Here is a 20,005-nt window from a genome sequence, read left to right as displayed (position 1 = left end):
GGTTTTGTGCTGGCCTGAGGTGAGCATAAGAAGTTACTGATGCGCGAACATGGCGTGCCGCTGCGATTCGTGATCGCATTCATGGTTTTATTTTGACCAATCAGGTCTACTTTTCGCTGTAAATATGGACATGTCAGGATGCAATCCACGCCCTGATACGGGCAGAGAGGTCTACTGGTGATCTACAAATCCATTGCCGACCGATTACGGCTACGGCTGAATTCATCGGACTACAACATCGGCAGCCCCATTCCGGGTGAGAAAGCGCTGGCGCAGGAGTTTGGCGTGGCGCGCATGACCATTCGCAAGGCGCTGGATCTGCTGGTGAGCTGGGGGCTGGTTGAGCGGCGGCACGGCAGCGGGACGTTTGTAGCACGCAAAGATGTGCACCATGAAACCACCAACCTCACCGGGCTGGTGGAGGTACTGCGTCAGCAGGGCAAAGAGGTACAGAGCAAGGTGTTGCAGTTTGAAGTGATGCCCGCCCCGCCCGCCATCGCCAGCCAGCTGCGGATCCAGGTGGATGAGCGGATCTACTTTTCCCGCCGGGTGCGCTACGTGGACGGAAAACCGCTGATGCTGGAGGACAGCTTTATGCCCGTGAAGCTGTTTCGCAACCTCTCGCTGGCGCATCTGGAAGGGTCAAAGTTTGATTACATCGAGAAGGAGTGCGGAATTACAATCAGCGGCAATTACGAGAGCCTGACGCCGGTACTGGCCGATAAACAACTCGCTGGTTACATGAACCTGCCGGAGCAAACGCCGCTGCTGCGCATTACCTCTCTCTCCTACAGCGACAGCGGCGAGTTCCTTAACTATTCCGTGATGTTCCGAAATACCAGTGATTACCAGGTGGACTACCATCTGCGGCGCATCCACCCGGACGACCTGCTAACTCATCCCCCAGAACAGCACCGCCAGTAGCTGCGGGGTGATGATGCGCAGGAACATGACCAGCGGATAGACCGTAGCGTACGACAGCGCCGCCGCGCCGCTGGTGGCGTGCAGGCTATTGGCAAAGGCCAGCGCCGGTGGATCCGTCATCGACCCCGCCAGCATGCCGCACAGCGTCAGATAGTTCATTTTAGAGAACATTCGCGCCAGTATGCCGACCGTCAGCAGCGGGATCGCGGTGATGAAGATGCCATAGCCGACCCAACTCATCCCTTCCCCCCTGACCAGGGTATCGACAAAATCGCCACCGGATTTTAGCCCGACGACCGCCAGAAACAGCACAATGCCCAGCTCGCGCAGCGCCAGGTTGGCGCTCGGCGGCATAAACCAGTAGAGCTTACCGACACAGCCGATTCGCCCGAGGATCAGCGCCATAATCAGCGGCCCGCCCGCCAGACCCAGCTTGAGGGCCACCGGGAACCCCGGTATATACAGCGGAATGGAGCCAAGCAGCACGCCCAGCCCGATACCGATAAACACCGGCAGCATTTGGACCTGCTGCAGTTTTTGCTGAGCGTTACCGACCATATCCGCCACGGCGTCAATGGACGACGGACGCCCGACCAGGTTAAGAATATCGCCGAACTGCAGGCTGGCTTCCGGGCTGGCGACCAGTTCAACACCGGCGCGATTGAGACGAGAGATAACCACGTCGTAACGTTCTTTTACCTGCAAATCGCGTATTTTCTTGCCCAGAACGTGCTCGTTAGTTACCACCACACGCTCCACGCGCATGTCGGTGCCGCGGGTAGAGAGCGAGGTATCCACTTCCTGACCAATCACCAGCCGCGCGTTGTTTAAATCCCCGGGCTGCCCGACAAGGTGCAGCAGATCGCCTTGCCGGATAATGGTGCCAGGCGCGGGCACCATCAGCATTTCGTCACGTTTCAGGCGCGAGCAGATAATATTGGCGCTGTTCAGGATCGGCACGTCCTGAATCGCCATGTTGTTCAGATTGGGGTTATCGACGCGGATGTTGATGGTTTTGATCGGCATATGGCCGTTGGTAAGCGTGGTTTCGTGGTCCTTCGCCTCTTTGTCGACGTTAATGCGAAAGAGCACCCGAACCAGCCACATGGAGAGCAGAATGCCGCAAATCCCGAACGGATAAGCCATCGCATAGCTCATCCCCATCTGGTCGACAATGCCGGGTTCGATACCTAAATCGCGCAGGATTTGCTGGCCCGCACCCAGCGCGGGCGTGTTAGTCACGGCCCCGGAGAAAATGCCCAGCACCACGGGCAGCGGAATTGCGAAGAGTTTATGCAGGATAGCGGTGACCAGCCCGCCCATTACGACGATGCCGAGGGCAAACAGATTGAGGCGTAATCCGGAAACCCGCAATGAGGCGAAAAAGCCCGGCCCGACCTGAATGCCTATGGTATAGACGAAGAGGATCAGGCCGAACTCCTGCGTAAAGTGGAGCATATCGGCGCTGAGAACCAGCCCGAGTTTGTCAGCAAAGTGTCCGACAAAAATGCCGCCAAACAGCACCCCACCGATCCCAAACCCGACGCCACGGATTTTGATGTTGCCAATCCATAATCCAACAACAGCGACCAGGGCCAACACGCTGACGGTTAACGCGATATCACTCATGATCCACTTCCTTGCATAACCTTAGTTATGTTAAGGATTCTCTCAGAGGTAAAGGGCGTTGTATGGGTGATGGCGCACAAAAAAGCCCTGCCGGGGCAGGGCTTTAACTTTTCACCCTCTCCCACAGGGAGAGGGCTGGGGGTGAGGGCACCAGCCCGCACAGCATTAGCTATTCAGCGCCGGCCGCTCGCTAATGGCGATACGCTGTGGCGCGATGGCTTCCGGCACGTTACGGACCAGGTCAATATGCAGCAACCCGTTGGTAAAGGTCGCGCCGGAGACTTCCATATGATCTGCCAGGGTAAAGCTCAGGCTAAACGGCTGAGTCACCAGACCCTGATGCAGCCATTTGGTCTCGGTTTCTTGTTTTTCCGGCGTCCCTTTCACGGTCAGACGCGTGCCTTCGAGCTGGATATCCAGATCGTCCTGGCGGAACCCGGCCAGCGCCAGCGTGATGCGATAGTGGTTATCGTCGCTTTTTTCGATGTTGTACGGCGGAAACGTCTGGTGCTCAGTGGTGCTCTGCAGGGCGTTAGCCAGTTTGTCAAAACCAATCCACTGACGCAGCAGGGGGGATAAATCGTAGTTACGCATACTAAATCTCCTTCTGAGAAGCGAGTTCGGCACAGTTTATTTTTGTGCACAGTTGTTCCTGCAAATCCTTGTGGATTCGCATATGCTCCCGGTTCGGCAAGCAATTCTGAGTGGGCCGCTGACGCGACCCGCGGCATTAATTAATTTCGATACGGCGCGGTTTTTTCTCTTCCGGAATCACACGTTCCAGCTCGATAAACAGCAGACCGTTGACCAGATTCGCGCCTTTAACGTGAATGTTCTCCGCTAACTGGAACTTGCGTTCAAAGTTGCGCTCGGCGATGCCCTGGTAAAGGTAGGTACGTTCTTTCTGCTCGGCCGTATGTGAACCTTTCACCACCAGCAGGTTGTCCTGCGCGGTGATCTCCAGTTCGCTCTCTGCAAAACCGGCGACAGCAATGGCAATGCGGTAGTGGTTTTCATCAACCAGCTCAACATTGTATGGAGGGTAGCCGTTGCTCTGGCTTTGGTTATTTTCTAAATGATTAAACAGGCGGTCAAAACCAATTGCAGAACGGTATAGCGGGGAAAGATCGAAGTTACGCATAAATAAAAGCTCCTGAAATCAGCGAGAAATTTTAGCCTTCCACCATGGACAGGCCATTGCGCCCCCGAACACCCATCAGGCGTGCTCGTTATCGGGTTACATTCTTAAAATGGGTCTGGAAACGGTGTTTTCAACCGCGACGTTCGCACTTTTTTTTGCACTTTTGAGCTTCTCGCTTAGACTGGGACAACAGCACAAAGGGTTAAATTGCGATGGCTGCCACAGTGCGGGGTTATTGGGCTATTCATTTTCAACAAGGCTCGCTATAACCCAGAGTTGCAGGTCTATGCAGTGCCATTAACGATGACTGAGTGATGATGAAAAATGTTCTGATTAAGCTGACGACGTTCAGCGGGGTGGTTTTACTTTGCGGGTGTTCGAGCGTGATGTCTCACACCGGCGGTAAAGAAGGAACATATCCGGGGACGCGCGCCAGCGCGGCGATGATCTCCGATGATGACACGAACTGGGGCACCAAATCCCTGGTGATCCTCGATATGCCGTTCACGGCAGTGGCCGATACGCTTTTGCTGCCCTGGGATATGTTCCGCACGGACAGCTCCGTACGCTCGCGCGTTGAGAAAAGCGAGCAGCAAAATCTGGCAACCAACGCCGTTATCCCGCCCGCCGAGATGCCGCGACGCTAATCCTGTACGGTTTCCGTTAGCCACAGCTGGCGGAAACCCTCTTTCTCCTCCATCCATGCAATAGCGCGCCCGTCCGGGGAAAAGACGACCGCATCGGCAGACGGCGGATTGCCGTGATCGGACGTCAAAAACGTGACCTCTCCGGTCTGCGCATCGCAGCAGGCGATACGATTTTCCAGCACAAATCCCAGACTGTCGCCCGAAGGATGCCAGTTGAATGCCGACTGGATACCGCTTTCGGTATGCGTTAACTGACGCGGCTCGCCCCCCTCCGGTGAGACCAGCCACAGCTGGACAATGCCGTTATCATCACGCATCAGAAAAGCAATCTGCGTACCCTGCGGGTTGCTGCGCACCCAGTGGCGCGGCACGTTCACCAGCCCCGGATACACCTTTTGATGGGTAAAGGTCAGACGGCGCTGCAGCACGCCAGCAGGCGGTGCTGGCATCGTCTCTGGCGTGCCCTGCAATGGCGCATCGCCTGCCTGTTTCCAGCCCTGCTCGTCTTTGGGCAGATCGACAATAAACAGTTCAGGCACTTTTTCGCCTTTCACAGACAGGGTATCGCCAATAAACGCCAGCCTGCCGTTGCCCACCCAGCCCTCTTCATAGGCGCGGTTGATCTCATCGCTGCCCGGCTGTGGGTTCGGCGTCGTGCGGCTTACCAGCACGCTCCAGAAGGTGCCCGGATATTCATGAGGATGGTTGCCCTGCGGGATGACCGGGCCAAAGGGTGCGGCGACGCCAACGTTACGTAAATCGAGCTTTGGATCGCGCTCATGCAACACATGGTCGTTATAGGTGAAGCTGACGAACTGCCCGTTCGGGCTAAAGACGTGTACATGGCTACCGCCACGGAGTGCGCCTGCGGTATAGGGCGCGGTGATATCCATGGCATCGAGGTTGCTCGCCTGGCCGTTATGGACAATCACGCCCTGGCGATGGTGAAAATCGTATTGCCAGTCTGCATCCGGGTTTTTCGGGCCGTGGATAAAGACGTATTTGTCTTGTGCAGGATGAACGGTCACCACCCCGACATGCGCGCCGTGCGTGGCACGATAAATCACCTCAACCTCGCCCGTACCGACGTTTACCCGCTCTATGGTTTCGCCGGTGAACGATGCCCCGGACGGGCGCACATCGTAGACCAGCCACTGGCTGTCCGGTGTCCAGGTATTGGTATTGGTGAGCTGGTGGTTGCGGGAAGCAAAGGTGATTTGTTTCATGGGATACCCTGATGCGCAGTTATCGCATCAGGGTAAAACATCCGCAGGGATTAGCCTACTCGTTTCACGTCGCCGACCAGCAGGATGTAGGAGAGCGCGCCAATCAACGCCACGGCAGAGATGTAGACCAGGGCCGGGCCAAAGCCGTAGTCCTGCGCCAGGTAGCCGATGACCAGCGGCACAGTGATCCCGCCGAGTCCACCGACGAAGTTGAACACACCACCGGTCAGGCCAATCAGACGCATCGGCGCCAGAGACGACACCAGCGACCAGGTGATAGAGGCAAAACCGTTGCCGAAGAACGCGAGCGCCATCAGGGTCATAATCCACACCGGATCGTTGGTGTAGTTGGCGCCCATGATACAGGTTGAGATCAGCAGCCCGCAGATAATCGGCGTTTTACGCGCAACACCTAATGAGACGCCTTTTTTGACCAGCTTATCCGCCAGCCAGCCCGAGAGCAGCACGCCAAAGAATGCGGCAAGGAACGGTACGGTGGTCATAAAGCCCGCTTTCAGCGCGGTAATCCCCTTTTCCTGGGTGAGGTAATTCGGGAACCAGGTCAGGAAGAACCACAGCGTCGACGTAACCGCAAACTGACCGAGATAAACCCCCACCAGCTTACGATGGAAGACCAGCTTCCAGTCCGCGCGGGTCAGCGGTTGACGCGCCTCTTTTTTCACTGGCGCATCGCCGTCTACCAGGCCGCCACCGTCGCGGATGTAGTCCAGTTCCGCTTTGGTGATATTTTTTGTCAGACGCGGCGGTTGATAGACCTTGAACCAGATCAGGGACCAGATAATGCCGATCCCACCGGTGACGATAAACACCCAGTGCCAGCTTAGCAGCTCCTGGATCCAGATTAACAGCGGGGTCAGGAACGCCAGGCCGACAAACTGCCCGGAGGTGTAAAAGCCCACCGCAGAGGCACGTTCATGCTCCGGGAACCAACTGGTGACCATACGGTTGTTGGTGGGGAACGCGGGTGCCTCGAAAACGCCGGTGATAGCACGCAGGCCAATCAGTGACATCAGCCCGGTCGCGAAGCCCTGGAACAGGGTCGCCACGGACCAGCCTAAAATGGCGATGAAGTAGGTCAGACGCGACCCCACGCGGTCGAGGAACCAGCCGCCGGGGATCTGGCAGAGCGTATAGAGCCAGGCAAACGCCGAGAAGACGTAGCCCATTTCCGCCTTGGTGATCCCAAACTCTTCCTGAATATGGGCCGAGGCCACGGCAAGGTTGGCGCGGTCAACATAGCAAATGACCACGGTAATAAAGATCATGATTAGCGTCAGGTAGCGGCGACGCCCGGTCTTTGTAGCAGTAACTGGAATATCCATCGCAATCTGTCTCCAGATTTTGGGCATAGCGAAGCCGCTCACCATGCCCTGTAATTTACAGAGGGTTATATTTTTGTATGTACGTTTTTATTGCCCGGTGGCGCTTCGCTTACCGGGCCTACGAGAGAGTAGGCCGGATAAGCGTAGCGCCATCCGGCGATTTACCACTCGGCTACGGAGCCATCTTCATGACGCCACAGCGGGTTACGCCAGTCCGGCGCATTTTTACTGAGCTCAATGACTTTGGCTTCGTCAATGTCTACGCCAAGGCCCGGCTTCATTAATGGTTTGAAGAAACCGCCTTCCATGCTGAAGTCTTCTTTGTTTTTCACAAAGTCGAGCAATTCCGCGCCCTTGTTATAGTGAATGCCCATGCTCTGTTCCTGGAAGACGGCATTGCGGGAGACAAAATCCACGTGCAGGCAGGCCGCCAGCGCGACGGGCCCCAGCGGACAGTGCGGTGCCAGCGCCACATCGTAGGCTTCTGCCATCCCGGCAATTTTGTAGCATTCGGTGATACCGCCCGCATGGGAGAGATCCGGTTGCAGGATCGCAATACCGCCCGCCTCCAGCACACGTTTGAACTCGAAGCGCGAGAACATACGCTCACCTGCGGCGATAGGAATATGGGTCTGTTCAGCCAGTTTCGGATAGTACTCCGCCTGCTCGGCCAGGACGGGCTCTTCAATAAACAGCGGACGATAGGGCTCCAGCTCTTTAATCAGCACTTTGGCCATTGGCGCACTGACGCGTCCGTGGAAGTCCAGACCAAACTCAATCTCGTTACCGAAAGCTTCACGGATTTGCGCCACGGTATTCACCGCCCGGTCCACCGCGCGCGAGTTGTCTATCACACCCATCTCTTCACAGCCGTTAAGCTTAAAAGTATCGAAGCCGATATTGCGCAGCTGCGTAATGCCGTCGATCACTTCCGCAGGGCGGTCGCCACCCACCCAGCTGTAGGCTTTGATTTTGTCGCGTACCAGGCCGCCCATCAGCTGCCAGACCGGGGCATTCAGCACTTTGCCTTTGATATCCCACAGCGCCTGGTCAATACCGGCGATGGCGCTCATCAGGATTGGGCCACCGCGATAAAAGCCCGCCCGGTACATCACCTGCCACAGGTCGTTAATGCGTGCCGGATCCTGTCCAATCAGGTATTCCCCCAGCTCATGCACCGCGGCCTCCACGGTGCGCGCGCGCCCTTCTATCACCGGTTCGCCCCAGCCAACCACGCCTTCATCGGTTTCAATTTTCAGGAACATCCAGCGCGGGGGTAAACGGTACGTGGTGAGTTTGGTTATTTTCATTGCACTGCCTCTCGATACGCTTTCACAAATGCTGCCGCCTGCTGCGCGGTACGTTCAACGGACTGTCCGGCGCGATAGAGATCGCTGCCCAGCCCCGCGCCCACACAACCGGCGTTAATCCACTGCGCCAGGTTTTCTGGCGTCACGCCGCCCACGGCAAAGACCGGCACGCTGGCGGGCAAGACCGCTTTCAGTGCTTTGATATAGTCAGGACCAAAGGCTGAAGAGGGGAAAATTTTGAGCGACTGCGCACCCGCATCGAGGGCGGTAAAGGCTTCGGTTGCCGTCGCGCATCCTGGACACACGGTCATTCCATAGCTCACCGCGCGGCGGATCACCTCGGGGTTGATGTTGGGGGTGACGATGAGCTTGCAGCCCATCTTTGCCAGCCTCTCCACCTGCTCCGGCTGCAAGACGGTTCCTGCGCCAATCAGCGCTTTATCACCAAAGGCCTCCACCACTGTCGGAATGCTTTTTTCCCATTCGGGGGAGTTGAGCGGGATTTCCACCGCGTCGAATCCAGCGTCGATCACGGCACCGACGTGCGCTAGCGCCTCGTCGGGGGTAATGCCGCGCAAGATTGCGATAAGGGGAAGACTAGTTTGCCACTGCATGAGCGATGCTCCTTATTCCTGCCTGAAATGCCGTGTCGCCGGGTACCATTGATACTTCACGGCCAATCGCGCGAAACGCCTGCTCGTAGCGCGACGTCAGCGCTGCACCAGCGACAATCGTGACAGCCTGCTCGCGCCCGACGAACTCACGCATGCTGGCGACTTCTGCGCCAATCAGCAGGCCAGAAAGAAACTCGCTGACCTGCTCGCGCGGGAGATTTCCCAGCACGTGCGAGGCGCGAACCTCAAAAAGTTGCGGCAAAACATCAGGAGAAGCGATCCCACGAGCAAGGCCAGCAGCAAACGCCTCCGGCGACGGAACCTGCTCCGGCAAACCGGCCCCCAACAGCGAATGATTAAGCAGCAAATGGTGCAATTCGCCGGTCATTACGGTGCGAAAATCGTGGATATGCTGTGCATCTGCCTGGACCCACTTGCAGTGCGTGCCGGGCATGACGTAGACAGAAGAAGGAGAAAGCGTGCGCGCACCGAGCAGCTGTGTCTCTTCACCGCGCATCACGTTATGGTTATCGTCGCGCGAGACGCACAAACCGGGAACAATCCAGATATTGTCGCCAACGGACGTTAACTGCTTGCCAATGGCGGAGAAAGAGACAGGAACAGGCAGATAAGGCGCGATTTTCCAGCCCACGTTGCTGCCCACCATCCCCGCCATCACCACGGGCGTGGCGCTGTCGCGCCAGTTTTGTGTCACCTCTGCTAACACCGCCTCGGGGGATTTTCCGTTCAGACGCGTCACGCCTGCTTCTGATTGCCTTCTCTCCAGGCACTGCTCGCCCTGGTACAGCCAGGCGCGCAGATTGGTCGATCCCCAGTCAATTGCGATGTAGCGTGATGTCATGTGATTTCCTTCAGCCTTCGTGTTGAGCTGGCAATCATGGTGAGCGCCGCCTGCTCTGCCGCATCGCCGTCCTGATGCCGTATCGCATCGAACAGCGCTTTATGTTCCTGGAGCGTTTTTGGCATATTGGCCTCATCACCCATCCAGGTACGTTCAAATACTGCTCGCTGTAGCGAGCTGATCGCCACGCTAAGCTGCTGTAACACCGGGTTATGCACCGACTGCAGTACCGCCTCGTGGTAGCGAATATCCGCCTCGTTAAATGCCTCACGGTTCTGGTTATTGGCGATCATGTCGTTCAGCGCCGACTCAATCTGCGCCAGGTCACCTGAGGTGGCGCGCTCTGCCGCCCAGCGGGCGATAGCCGGTTCTACCAGGTTTCGTACCTCGCTCATGGCGCCAATCAGCCGCGGGTCGTAATCGTTTTCCAGTACCCACTGCAGAACATCGGTATCGAGGTAGTTCCACTGGTTACGCGGGGCAACAAACGCGCCGCGATAGCGTTTCATTTCAATCAGCCGCTTCGCCATCAGCGAGCGGAACACTTCCCGGATGATGTTGCGGGAGGTTTCAAACTCCTCACACAGTTCTGCCTCTGCCGGCAGCGGCGAGCCGGGAACATATTTGCCACCCACAATCTGTGTACCCAGCGTGATGACAATGCGATCGGTTTTATTGAGAGTCATGGAGAGTCCTTGTGCTCTGTAAGTCCATCACTACTTTACCGCGACCGCTGAATTTCGCCTCACTTTTGCAGTACAAACGTGAGGCCTTTCGCCTTTGCTGTGATGACAATGTAGTACAATCATTTAATGTTGTACTACAATCAAGATCACAAAAAGAACAATTCAATAAACTCAGGGCCAAAAAAAGCCCCGGTTGATAACCGAGGCTGATGATTAAGGGCGACTGCTAAGACAGGACAAATTTCTCAATCGCGTAAGCCACGCCGTCTTCCAGGTTAGATTTGGTGACGAAGTTCGCCACTTCTTTCACTGACGGGATGGCGTTTTCCATCGCCACGCCCATACCCGCGTATTCAATCATTGCGATGTCGTTTTCCTGATCGCCCAGGGCCATGATCTCTTCAGGCTTAATGCCCAGCGCGTCGGCAAGCGACTTCACGCCGGTGCCCTTATTGACGCGTTTATCGAGGATTTCGAGGAAGTACGGTGCGCTTTTCAGCACAGTGTATTTCTCTTTGACCTCCGCCGGGATGCGCGCAATGGCTTTATCGAGGATCTCTGGCTCATCGATCATCATTACTTTCAGGAACTGAGTGTTCGGATCCATTTTTTCTGCTTCACAGAACACCAGCGGAATGGTGGCGACATACGATTCGTGCACGGTGTAATAGCTGATGTCGCGGTTAGCGGTGTAGAGCGTTGTACGATCGAGCGCGTGGAAGTGAGACCCGACTTCACGGGACAGTTTTTCCAGGAACAGATAGTCATCATAATTCAGCGCGGTTTGCGCAACCGTGCTGCCGTCCGCCGCTTTCTGCACCAGCGCGCCGTTATAGGTGATGCAGTAATCGCCCGGCTGATTCATGTGTAGCTCTTTGAGGTAGCTGTGCACGCCCGCATACGGACGCCCGGTGGTCAGTACCACATTCACGCCCTTTGCGCGCGCCGCGGCGATTGCGTTTTTAACGGCTGGAGAGATAGTGTGGTCTGGCAGAAGCAGCGTGCCGTCCATATCGATTGCAATGAGTTTGATAGCCATGAGGTCCCCGGGATAAATGAGTGCTACCTCATGCTAACGCGATTAAGCACACAAAAATAGAGCTACATTGCGCAACCGAAAACCCCTTTTTCCGCAATCCCGGGGAACGTTGGCTCACTCGCGGGTGAGGACGATTTTACCAAACGCGCCGCGATCGAGGTGTTCCAGCGCCTGCTCCAGCTGGTCAAAACGGTAGCGCTGCTCAATGACCGGTTTCAGCCCTGTCACTTCCACGGCGCGGACAAACTCTTCCAGTGCACGGCGATGCCCGACACCAATCCCCTGAATAACCGGGGATTTCAGCAACAACTCACCCGCTGATAGCGTAATCTCGCTCCCGGCCAGCACGCCAATCACCGAGATGCGTCCATGAACGGCGACGGCACGCAGGGAGTGCTGCAGGTTTTCTCCCCCCACGGTTTCAATTATGTGGTCAATGCCGCGATCCTGAGTCAGCGTTAAAAGCGCTTCAGCCCAGTCGCCTTTCAGCCGGTTGATACCCCGATCGGCTCCCAGTTTTTTAGCCCGCGCCAGCTTTTCATCACTCCCCGAGGTCACGTAAACCTCTGCACCGAGTGCTTTTGCAATTTGCAGTGCGAAAATCGCCACCCCGCCGGTGCCTTGTACCAGCACCGATTGTCCGGCTCGCAAGTTCCCGCGCTCCACCAGCGCAAACCAGGCGGTTAGCCCTGCACAAGGTAATGTGCTGGCCTCAACGTCATCCAGGGTTTCCGGAGCGGCCACCAGCCCGTTTTCATTCACGATCGCGTACTCAGCCAGCATCCCCGGGAAGTACCCTCCGCTCGTTTTATAGGGCAAATGACGGGCATCCGCCTGCGGCCTGCCATCGATCCACTCCGGGAAGAACGTCGAGATGACGCGAGCGCCGGGTTGAAAACGCGTCACGCCTTCACCGATGCTGTCCACCACGCCGGCCATGTCAGACGCCGGTGTGAACGGGAAGGAAAGCGGGATCGGCATCATGCCTTCAATCACCATTTTATCGCGATAGTTGAGCGCAACGGCATTCACCCGCACGCGCACTTCGCCTGGACCTGGCTTCGGAACAGGTTCCTGGGTGAGTTTAAGATTCTCCCGTCCGAGAGCGTTCATTGACCAGCGTTGCATTGTCTCTGCCATCGTTTTTCTCCTGCCGTTAAATAAGCTTCAGTATCGACAGTCTACCGTTGACTCCTTGTTGCCAGTGGCGATAACTTTTCCCACTATTGACGCCATAATGGAAACAATCCATGACCAGTACGCTGAAGGATATTCCCGTTTTCGTGGCCGCCGTGGAGGCGGGCAGTTTTGCGCAGGCCGCGATCCGCCTGCATTTGTCGCGCTCCGCGGTGGGGAAAAGCATCGCTCGCCTGGAAGAGCGGCTGGGAGTCCGTCTGTTTCACCGCACCACCCGCAGCCAAAGCCTGACCGATAACGGGGCGCTTTTTTACGATCGCTGCCTGCGCGCGCTGGAGGAGATTAGGGGCGCGGAGTCGCTGCTGGAAACGGGGAAGCAGCAGGTCAGCGGCCGCCTGCGTGTGGCCATGCCGGTGCTGTTTGGTCGCCAGTGCGTCGCGCCACTGCTGATAGAACTGGCGCAGGAACATCCCGGTCTTGAACTGGAAATGTCATTCAGCGACCGCGTGGTGGATCTCGTAGAGGAAGGGTTTGATATGGCGGTGCGCAACGGCACGTTGCAGGACAGTAGCGTTCTGGTCGCCAGAAGGCTGGGAGAACACCGCATGGTGCTCTGTGCTGCGCCAGAATATCTGCAAAAAAGCGGTCAGCCAGACACCGTTGCTGATTTACCCCACCATACTGCCATTAACTATCTGCGGGCAGGCAGAGTGTTACCCTGGCAGCTAATGGATAACGAAGGGAGATCGCACACCTTTACTCCCCGCTCATCCCTCAATATGGATGATTTACAGGCGATTTGCGACGCAGCGCTGGCAGGATACGGCATTGCATGGTTGCCCTGCTGGATGGCCCGCAGAGAAATACAGCAGGGGAAACTCATCCCGCTTTTAAAGCAGGCGCCGGACGTACGCTTCGACGTTCATGCAGTCTGGCAACAGACGCCGCATCTGCCACTCAGAGTCAGAATTGCCATCGATACGCTTGCCAGCCGTTTACCGTCAGTGCTGTCGCTGGATATGCCTGAGCCAAAAAAAAAGCCGCGCTAAATGCGCGGCCTGAGTCGTGCTGTATAACAACGATTAAATATCGATATTCGCCGCTTTCAGTGCGTTCTCTTCGATGAAGGCACGACGAGGTTCAACCGCATCGCCCATCAGGGTCGTGAACAACTGGTCGGCAGCAATCGCGTCTTTAACGGTAACGCGCAGCATGCGACGGCTTTCCGGATCCATGGTGGTTTCCCACAGCTGATCCGGGTTCATTTCGCCCAGACCTTTGTAACGCTGGATAGAGAGGCCGCGACGGGACTCTTTCACCAGCCATTCCAGCGCCTGTTCGAAGCTGGCCACCGGCTGACGACGTTCGCCACGTTCGATGAACGCATCGTCTTCAATCAGACCACGCAGCTTCTCGCCAAGAGTGCAGATACGACGGTATTCCGGGCCGGTCACAAACTCGTGCTCCAGCGGGTAATCGGTATCGACGCCGTGGGTACGCACGCGAATAATCGGCTCAAACTGCTGCGCCGCGTTCTGCTGAACGTCGAACTTCCACTGGCTACCGTGCTGCTCTTTCTCGTTCAGCTCGCTCACCAGCGCGTTCACCCAGCGGGTCACCGCCTGCTCGTTGCTCAGATCGGCTTCAGTCAGGGTTGGCTGATAGATCAGCTCCTTCAGCAGCGCTTTTGGATAGCGACGCTCCATACGACCAATCATTTTCTGCGTGGCGTTGAACTCAGACACCAGACGCTCCAGCGGCTCACCTGCCAGTGCCGGAGCGCTGGAGTTCGCATGCAGGGTCGCACCATCAAGTGCGATCGCGATTTGGTACTGATCCATCGCGTCGTCATCTTTAATGTACTGTTCCTGTTTGCCTTTCTTCACTTTGTACAGCGGCGGCTGTGCAATGTAGACGTGGCCGCGTTCAACGATTTCCGGCATCTGACGGTAGAAGAAGGTCAACAGCAGCGTACGGATGTGCGAGCCGTCGACGTCCGCATCGGTCATAATGATGATGCTGTGATAGCGCAGCTTGTCCGGGTTGTATTCGTCACGACCAATGCCGCAGCCCAGCGCGGTGATCAGCGTCGCCACTTCCTGAGAAGAGAGCATTTTGTCGAAACGCGCTTTCTCAACGTTGAGGATTTTACCTTTCAACGGCAGGATGGCCTGGTTCTTACGGTTACGGCCCTGCTTCGCAGAACCGCCCGCGGAGTCCCCTTCCACAAGGTACAGTTCGGACAGCGCCGGGTCGCGTTCCTGACAGTCAGCCAGTTTGCCCGGCAGACCCGCTAAGTCCAGCGCGCCTTTACGGCGGGTCATTTCACGGGCTTTACGCGCCGCTTCACGGGCACGCGCCGCATCGATAATTTTACCGACAACAATTTTCGCGTCGTTCGGGTTTTCCTGCAGGTAGTCGCTCAGCAGTTCGTTCATCTGCTGTTCAACCGCCGATTTCACCTCAGAGGAGACCAGCTTGTCTTTGGTCTGTGAGGAGAACTTCGGATCCGGCACTTTCACGGAGACAACAGCAATCAGGCCTTCACGGGCGTCATCACCGGTGGCGCTGACTTTCGCTTTTTTGCTGTAGCCTTCTTTGTCCATGTAGGCGTTCAGGGTACGGGTCATCGCCGCACGGAAGCCCGCAAGGTGCGTACCACCGTCACGCTGTGGAATGTTGTTGGTGAAGCAGTAGATGTTTTCCTGGAAACCGTCGTTCCACTGCAGAGCCACTTCCACGCCGATACCGTCTTTTTCCGTAGAGAAATAGAAGATATTTGGGTGAATTGGCGTTTTGTTCTTGTTCAGGTATTCAACGAACGCTTTGATACCACCTTCATAGTGGAAGTGGTCTTCTTTGTTGTCGCGTTTGTCACGCAGACGAATTGAGACACCGGAGTTCAGGAACGACAGTTCACGCAGGCGTTTTGCCAGGATGTCGTACTCGAACTCGGTGACGTTGGTGAAGGTTTCGAGGCTCGGCCAGAAACGCACCATGGTACCGGTTTTTTCGGTATCGCCGGTCACGGCCAGCGGCGCTTCAGGCACACCGTGCTGATAGATCTGGCGGTGAATTTTGCCTTCGCGCTGGATAACCAGTTCCAGTTTCTGCGACAGGGCGTTTACCACGGAAACACCTACGCCGTGCAGGCCGCCGGAGACTTTATAGGAGTTATCGTCAAATTTACCGCCTGCGTGCAGAACGGTCATGATCACTTCTGCAGCAGACACGCCCTCTTCCGGATGGATACCGGTCGGGATACCACGGCCGTCATCCTGTACGGAAACAGAGTTATCGGCGTGGATGGTGACGATAATGTCTTTACAGTGACCCGCGAGCGCTTCGTCGATAGCGTTATCTACCACCTCGAATACCATGTGGTGCAGACCGGTGCCGTCATCCGTATCGCCGATATACATACCCGGGCGCTTACGCACCGCATCCAGCCCTTTCAGGACTTTGATACTGGAGGAGTCATAAGAATTCGACATCAACGTTTCTCGCTCATTTCAACTTGGGTTAATCCGTTATTTTACCCTTTTCCACGGTAAACATCTTCGAATTTTCGTCCGACATGTCCATAACGTGTTCAGCGCTAATGGCGCTGACGAAAACCTGCGACTGCGTGGCTTTCAGGCGGCTGGCAAGCAGCCCGCGCCGCGCGTCGTCAAGTTCCGAGGCAAAATCATCTATCAGGTACAGGCAGCGTCGCCCGCTTTCGCGGGTGAGGAACTCCCCCTGAGCCAGGCGCAGCGCGCACATCAGGAGCTTGAGCTGCCCGCGCGACAAGGTGTCTTCTACCGGCGCACCGTCAGCACGAATGCGGAAATCTGCCTTGTGCGGGCCGTGCGCGGTGTAGGTCAACATACGGTCGCGCTCGAAGTTTCTCTCCAGCACCTCGGCATAATCCGTCTCTTTTTCCCAGCCGCGCTGGAAGGAGAAGGTGAGAGAAAATTCAGGTAAAAACTGTTTGCAGGTGTCGGCCATATCTTCGGCGATGCCTGCGCTGTATTCGGCACGCCAGCGGCTGATTTGTTCCGCAAGAGGAATTAATTCCATGTCCCACGGGCGCAGCTGGGCGTAGCGCGTGACCTGGCGCAATGCGGCGTTACGCTGCTTAAGCAGACGCTTCAGGTTGCTCCAGGCGTTAAAGAAACCGGCTTCGTTGTGAAAGCATCCCCAGTCGAGGAACGCTCTTCTGTATTTGGGGCCGCCGTTGAGTAAAGTAAACCCCTCCGGCGTGATCAGCTGCATCGGCATCAGCAGCGCCAGCTCCGCCACTTTGTGGCCGTCGGTACCGTCGATGCGCACCTTGCTGTCGCCCTGCTTGTCTTTGGTCAGGCCAATGGCGGTTTCCCGCTCCTCACTCTGCAAACGCCCGTGCAGGACAAAGGATTCCTGTTCGTGGCGAATCACGCGACCAATCTGCAAACTGCGAAACGCCCGGCCATGGCCGAGCGTATAGATGGCTTCAAGCACGCTGGTTTTGCCGCTGCCGTTCGCGCCAACCAGGAAGTTAAAGCCAGGGGATAAAGCGAGATCCGCGCTTTCGATATTGCGAAAGTCGCGGATCAACAGACGGGTGAGCGACATTACAGTCTCATTGGCATAACAACATACGCAGCCGACTGTGATGCGGCATCTTCAATCTGTACGCTCGATACGGAGTCAGTCAGCAGAATGCGAACGTTCTCGCATTTCAGTGCATTCAGCACGTCCAGCACGTAGCTGACGTTAAACCCGATTTCCATCTCCGCCCCGGCGTAGGTGACGTCCAGAATCTCTTCTGCTTCTTCCTGCTCCGGGTTGTTGGCGGTGATTTTGATCTGGTTTTCACTTACGTACAGGCGCACGCCGCGGAATTTCTCGTTCGAGAGAATGGCCGCACGGGCAAATGCCTGCTTGAGGCTATCGCAACCCGCTTCCAGCGTTTTGTCCGGGTTCTTCGGTAATACGCGGCGATAATCCGGGAAACGACCGTCAACCAGCTTGGATGTGAAGACGAAATCGCCCACGTGAGCGCGGATGTTGTTGCTGCCGATCTGCACGCGCAGCGGCGTGTCGCCACCGTCGAGCATACGCATCAGCTCAATTACGCCTTTACGCGGCACGATCACCGAATGGTTAGGTAGTGAGTCGCCAATTGGCATGGAACAGACCGCCAGACGGTGGCCGTCGGTGGCCACGGTACGCAGCTCTTCCCCTTCGGTTTCGAACAGCATGCCGTTTAAATAGTAACGAACGTCCTGGTGCGCCATAGAGAACTGCGTGGCTTCAATCAGACGCTTCATCGTCGCCTGCGGCAGGGTGAATTCGACTTCACTTTGCCAGTCGTCCAGGTTCGGGAAGTCCGCAGCAGGCAGCGTGGAGAGGGAGAAACGGCTGCGGCCAGAGCGCACCAGCATGCGGTCGCCTTCCAGCTGCACCGCGATCTCTGCGCCTTCCGGCAGCCCGCGGCAGATATCAAAGAATTTACGTGCCGGAACCGTGGTCGCGCCTGCGTCATGCGGCTGAGTCAGCGTAACGCGCGCGATCATTTCCATTTCCAGGTCTGTGCCGGTCAGCGACAGCGTACCGTCCGCGACCTGAAGCAGCAGGTTTCCGAGAATAGGCAGCGTTGGGCGGCCACCTAATGGGCCACTCACCTGTTGCAGCGGTTTTAATAAATGTTCACGTTCAACGGTAAATTTCATAGCGTCACGATGATAATGTTCTGATTAAATTGGAAAAATCTTCTTTTATGTCGTGGCTTTCTTCGCGTAACTGCTCAATCTTGCGACAAGCGTGCAGCACGGTCGTATGGTCACGGCCACCAAACGCATCGCCGATCTCCGGCAGACTGTGGTTGGTTAACTCCTTTGCCAGCGCCATCGCCATCTGACGCGGGCGCGCCACCGAGCGGGAACGACGTTTAGACAGTAAATCTGCCACTTTGATTTTGTAGTACTCGGCCACCGTCTTCTGAATGTTGTCGATAGTGACCAGTTTTTCCTGCAGTGCCAGCAGATCGCGCAGCGCTTCACGCACAAAATCGATGGTGATCGCGCGGCCGGTAAAGTTGGCATTGGCGATGACGCGGTTCAGCGCCCCTTCCAGCTCACGAACGTTGGAACGCAGACGCTTGGCAATAAAGAACGCCACTTCACCCGGCAGGCGAATGTCGTTCTCATCGGCTTTTTTCATCAGGATCGCGACGCGGGTTTCCAGTTCCGGCGGCTCGATCGCCACGGTCAGGCCCCAGCCGAAGCGGGATTTCAGACGATCTTCCACACCGTTGATCTCTTTTGGATAACGATCCGAGGTCAAAATGATCTGCTGGTTACCTTCCAGCAGCGCATTGAAGGTGTGGAAAAACTCCTCCTGCGATCGTTCTTTATTCGCAAAGAACTGAATGTCATCGATCAGCAGCGCATCAACAGAACGATAATAGCGTTTAAACTCTTCGATCGCATTGTTTTGCAGGGCCTTTACCATGTCCTGAACGAAGCGCTCGGAGTGCATATACACCACTTTCGCATTTGGCTTGCGCGCCATAATGCCGTTACCCACCGCGTGCAGAAGGTGCGTTTTACCCAGACCCGTGCCGCCATAGAGGAACAGCGGGTTATAGGCTCCACCGGGGTTGTCTGCCACCTGGCGAGCCGCCGCGCGTGCCAGCTGGTTCGATTTACCTTCCACGAAGTTATCGAAGGTGTGTTTGACGTTAACGTTAGAGCGGTAGGTCGGTTCTGCCGGGGCAGGCACATTATCCCAACCCGGACGTGCAGCAGGAGCAACGCGAGGAGCCGGAGCGGGTGCCGCCTGAGCAGGCGCTGCCACGTTTACGGTTTCGCGCACCGTCTGGGTGACCGGCTTTGTGCCCACTTCAAAGCGCAGCTGCGGGGCATCTGACCCGCAGAAATCATTCAGCAGTCCGTTGATGTTATTAAGGTACTTGTCCCTTACCCAATCGAGCACAAAACGGTTTGGCGCATACAAAGCCAGCGTGTTATCGCTCAGTTCCGCCTGCAACGGGCGGATCCACATACTGAATTCTGTGGCTGGTAACTCATCCTGCAATCGGGCAAGACACTGCTGCCAAAGCGAAAGTGACACGGCGGACTCCACTCGAACAATAAAAGAAAACTATTGAATATTCATGATTGTTGGCGCACATCGACATGACCCAATGAGGGGGATGTGCGAACCGCTATCTGCGGTTATACACGCCATCGTTGAAACAACCTGAACGATATTGTGTTTATGCCCGGCCAGGATCGCTGGATCCCGATCGGGACCGCGGATCATAGCCTAAACTGAGCCAGAGATCTTCTGTTTCTCACAGATTCTTCCCGATTTATCCACAGGAAGATCCGAAACCGGGTAAGTGTAAACGATCCTGGCGGGAGTGCCCCACGATTTAGCCCGCATATTGGAAAATTTAATGAGAACAGACAATTTTTTG

General features: G+C 56.3%; 18 protein-coding genes and 1 other annotated feature. Of the genes, 3 read left to right on the top strand and 15 right to left on the bottom strand.

Annotated features, from left to right (window positions below; all coding sequences use genetic code 11):
- Positions 1–177: 177 nt before the first annotated feature.
- A complete protein-coding gene (locus M8370_RS07470) occupies positions 178–924 on the top strand; it encodes a GntR family transcriptional regulator (protein ID WP_013094792.1) in 747 nt (248 codons plus the stop codon).
- On the opposite strand, the gene M8370_RS07465 is transcribed toward M8370_RS07470, so the two are convergent.
- The 3 genes from M8370_RS07465 to ibpA form a co-directional block, all read right to left on the bottom strand.
- Positions 892–2,553, bottom strand: a complete 1,662-nt coding sequence (locus M8370_RS07465) for a putative transporter (RefSeq protein ID WP_250020713.1) — start codon at positions 2,551–2,553, stop codon at positions 892–894. The two genes, M8370_RS07470 and M8370_RS07465, sit on opposite strands and share 33 nt — an antisense overlap.
- Positions 2,554–2,718: 165 nt before the next feature.
- Positions 2,719–3,147, bottom strand: coding sequence for a small heat shock chaperone IbpB (gene ibpB / locus M8370_RS07460; RefSeq protein ID WP_246932849.1), 429 nt, complete (start codon positions 3,145–3,147; stop codon positions 2,719–2,721).
- A 136-nt stretch (positions 3,148–3,283) separates the two neighbouring features.
- Entirely contained in the window at positions 3,284–3,694 is a 411-nt protein-coding gene (gene ibpA / locus M8370_RS07455) for a small heat shock chaperone IbpA (RefSeq protein ID WP_006177605.1), read from the bottom strand.
- Positions 3,688–3,760, bottom strand: a sequence feature (ROSE (Repression Of Heat Shock gene Expression) occurs in the 5'-region of heat shock genes and acts as an RNA thermometer to modulate expression.). Its footprint overlaps the gene before it by 7 nt.
- A gap of 248 nt (positions 3,761–4,008) precedes the next feature.
- Here ibpA and M8370_RS07450 point away from each other — a divergent pair.
- Positions 4,009–4,341 (top strand): YceK/YidQ family lipoprotein, encoded by a 333-nt coding sequence (locus tag M8370_RS07450; RefSeq protein WP_029883588.1) that lies wholly within the window; start codon positions 4,009–4,011, stop codon positions 4,339–4,341.
- Here the strand turns inward: M8370_RS07450 and M8370_RS07445 are convergent.
- The 8 genes from M8370_RS07445 to M8370_RS07410 all read right to left on the bottom strand — a co-directional run bounded on the left by M8370_RS07445 (position 4,338) and on the right by M8370_RS07410 (position 12,561).
- Positions 4,338–5,567: a YidR family protein gene (locus M8370_RS07445; protein ID WP_129253041.1), complete on the bottom strand. Its 1,230-nt coding sequence runs from the start codon at positions 5,565–5,567 to the stop codon at positions 4,338–4,340. The genes M8370_RS07450 and M8370_RS07445 overlap by 4 nt on opposite strands.
- A gap of 50 nt (positions 5,568–5,617) precedes the next feature.
- Positions 5,618–6,955, bottom strand: coding sequence for an MFS transporter (locus M8370_RS07440; RefSeq protein WP_161496901.1), 1,338 nt, complete (start codon positions 6,953–6,955; stop codon positions 5,618–5,620).
- 116 nt (positions 6,956–7,071) lie between these two features.
- Entirely contained in the window at positions 7,072–8,220 is a 1,149-nt protein-coding gene (dgoD, locus tag M8370_RS07435) for a galactonate dehydratase (protein ID WP_013094786.1), read from the bottom strand.
- Positions 8,217–8,834, bottom strand: a complete 618-nt coding sequence (locus M8370_RS07430) for a 2-dehydro-3-deoxy-6-phosphogalactonate aldolase (protein WP_020685439.1) — start codon at positions 8,832–8,834, stop codon at positions 8,217–8,219. Before M8370_RS07430 ends, dgoD begins: the two co-directional genes overlap by 4 nt.
- Positions 8,818–9,696 carry a 2-dehydro-3-deoxygalactonokinase gene (locus tag M8370_RS07425; RefSeq protein ID WP_250020712.1) on the bottom strand — a complete coding sequence of 293 codons (879 nt, stop codon included), beginning with the start codon at positions 9,694–9,696 and terminating at the stop codon, positions 8,818–8,820. Before M8370_RS07425 ends, M8370_RS07430 begins: the two co-directional genes overlap by 17 nt.
- Complete coding sequence (gene dgoR / locus M8370_RS07420; protein ID WP_003861109.1) at positions 9,693–10,382, bottom strand: D-galactonate utilization transcriptional regulator DgoR; 690 nt, start codon at positions 10,380–10,382, stop codon at positions 9,693–9,695. Before dgoR ends, M8370_RS07425 begins: the two co-directional genes overlap by 4 nt.
- Positions 10,383–10,608: 226 nt before the next feature.
- Positions 10,609–11,421 carry a sugar-phosphatase gene (gene yidA, locus M8370_RS07415; RefSeq protein ID WP_020685441.1) on the bottom strand — a complete coding sequence of 271 codons (813 nt, stop codon included), beginning with the start codon at positions 11,419–11,421 and terminating at the stop codon, positions 10,609–10,611.
- A gap of 114 nt (positions 11,422–11,535) precedes the next feature.
- Positions 11,536–12,561 carry a zinc-dependent alcohol dehydrogenase family protein gene (locus tag M8370_RS07410; RefSeq protein WP_129327733.1) on the bottom strand — a complete coding sequence of 342 codons (1,026 nt, stop codon included), beginning with the start codon at positions 12,559–12,561 and terminating at the stop codon, positions 11,536–11,538.
- Between the two features lie 110 nt (positions 12,562–12,671).
- On the opposite strand from M8370_RS07410, the gene M8370_RS07405 reads away from it, so the two are divergent.
- Positions 12,672–13,607 carry a LysR family transcriptional regulator gene (locus M8370_RS07405; RefSeq protein ID WP_250020711.1) on the top strand — a complete coding sequence of 312 codons (936 nt, stop codon included), beginning with the start codon at positions 12,672–12,674 and terminating at the stop codon, positions 13,605–13,607.
- Between the two features lie 33 nt (positions 13,608–13,640).
- Here M8370_RS07405 and gyrB read toward each other — a convergent pair whose 3' ends face one another.
- Genes gyrB through dnaA form a run of 4 tightly spaced genes read right to left on the bottom strand, consistent with a single transcriptional unit; the run spans position 13,641 to position 19,656 of the window.
- A complete protein-coding gene (gyrB, locus tag M8370_RS07400; RefSeq protein ID WP_013094780.1) occupies positions 13,641–16,052 on the bottom strand; it encodes a DNA topoisomerase (ATP-hydrolyzing) subunit B in 2,412 nt (803 codons plus the stop codon).
- 28 nt (positions 16,053–16,080) lie between these two features.
- Positions 16,081–17,154, bottom strand: coding sequence for a DNA replication/repair protein RecF (gene recF, locus M8370_RS07395; RefSeq protein ID WP_250020710.1), 1,074 nt, complete (start codon positions 17,152–17,154; stop codon positions 16,081–16,083).
- A complete protein-coding gene (gene dnaN / locus M8370_RS07390; RefSeq protein ID WP_008500170.1) occupies positions 17,154–18,254 on the bottom strand; it encodes a DNA polymerase III subunit beta in 1,101 nt (366 codons plus the stop codon). The genes recF and dnaN overlap by 1 nt, the downstream gene beginning before the upstream one ends.
- 4 nt (positions 18,255–18,258) lie before the next feature.
- On the bottom strand, positions 18,259–19,656 hold the full coding sequence (gene dnaA, locus M8370_RS07385) for a chromosomal replication initiator protein DnaA (RefSeq protein ID WP_014830027.1): 1,398 nt from the start codon (positions 19,654–19,656) through the stop codon (positions 18,259–18,261).
- Positions 19,657–20,005: the final 349 nt, after the last annotated feature.

The organism is Enterobacter cloacae complex sp. OE43NF (genome assembly GCF_023544405.1).
GTDB classification, from domain to species: Bacteria; Pseudomonadota; Gammaproteobacteria; order Enterobacterales; family Enterobacteriaceae; genus Enterobacter; species Enterobacter cloacae.
This window is presented reverse-complemented; position numbering and strand designations above follow the sequence as displayed.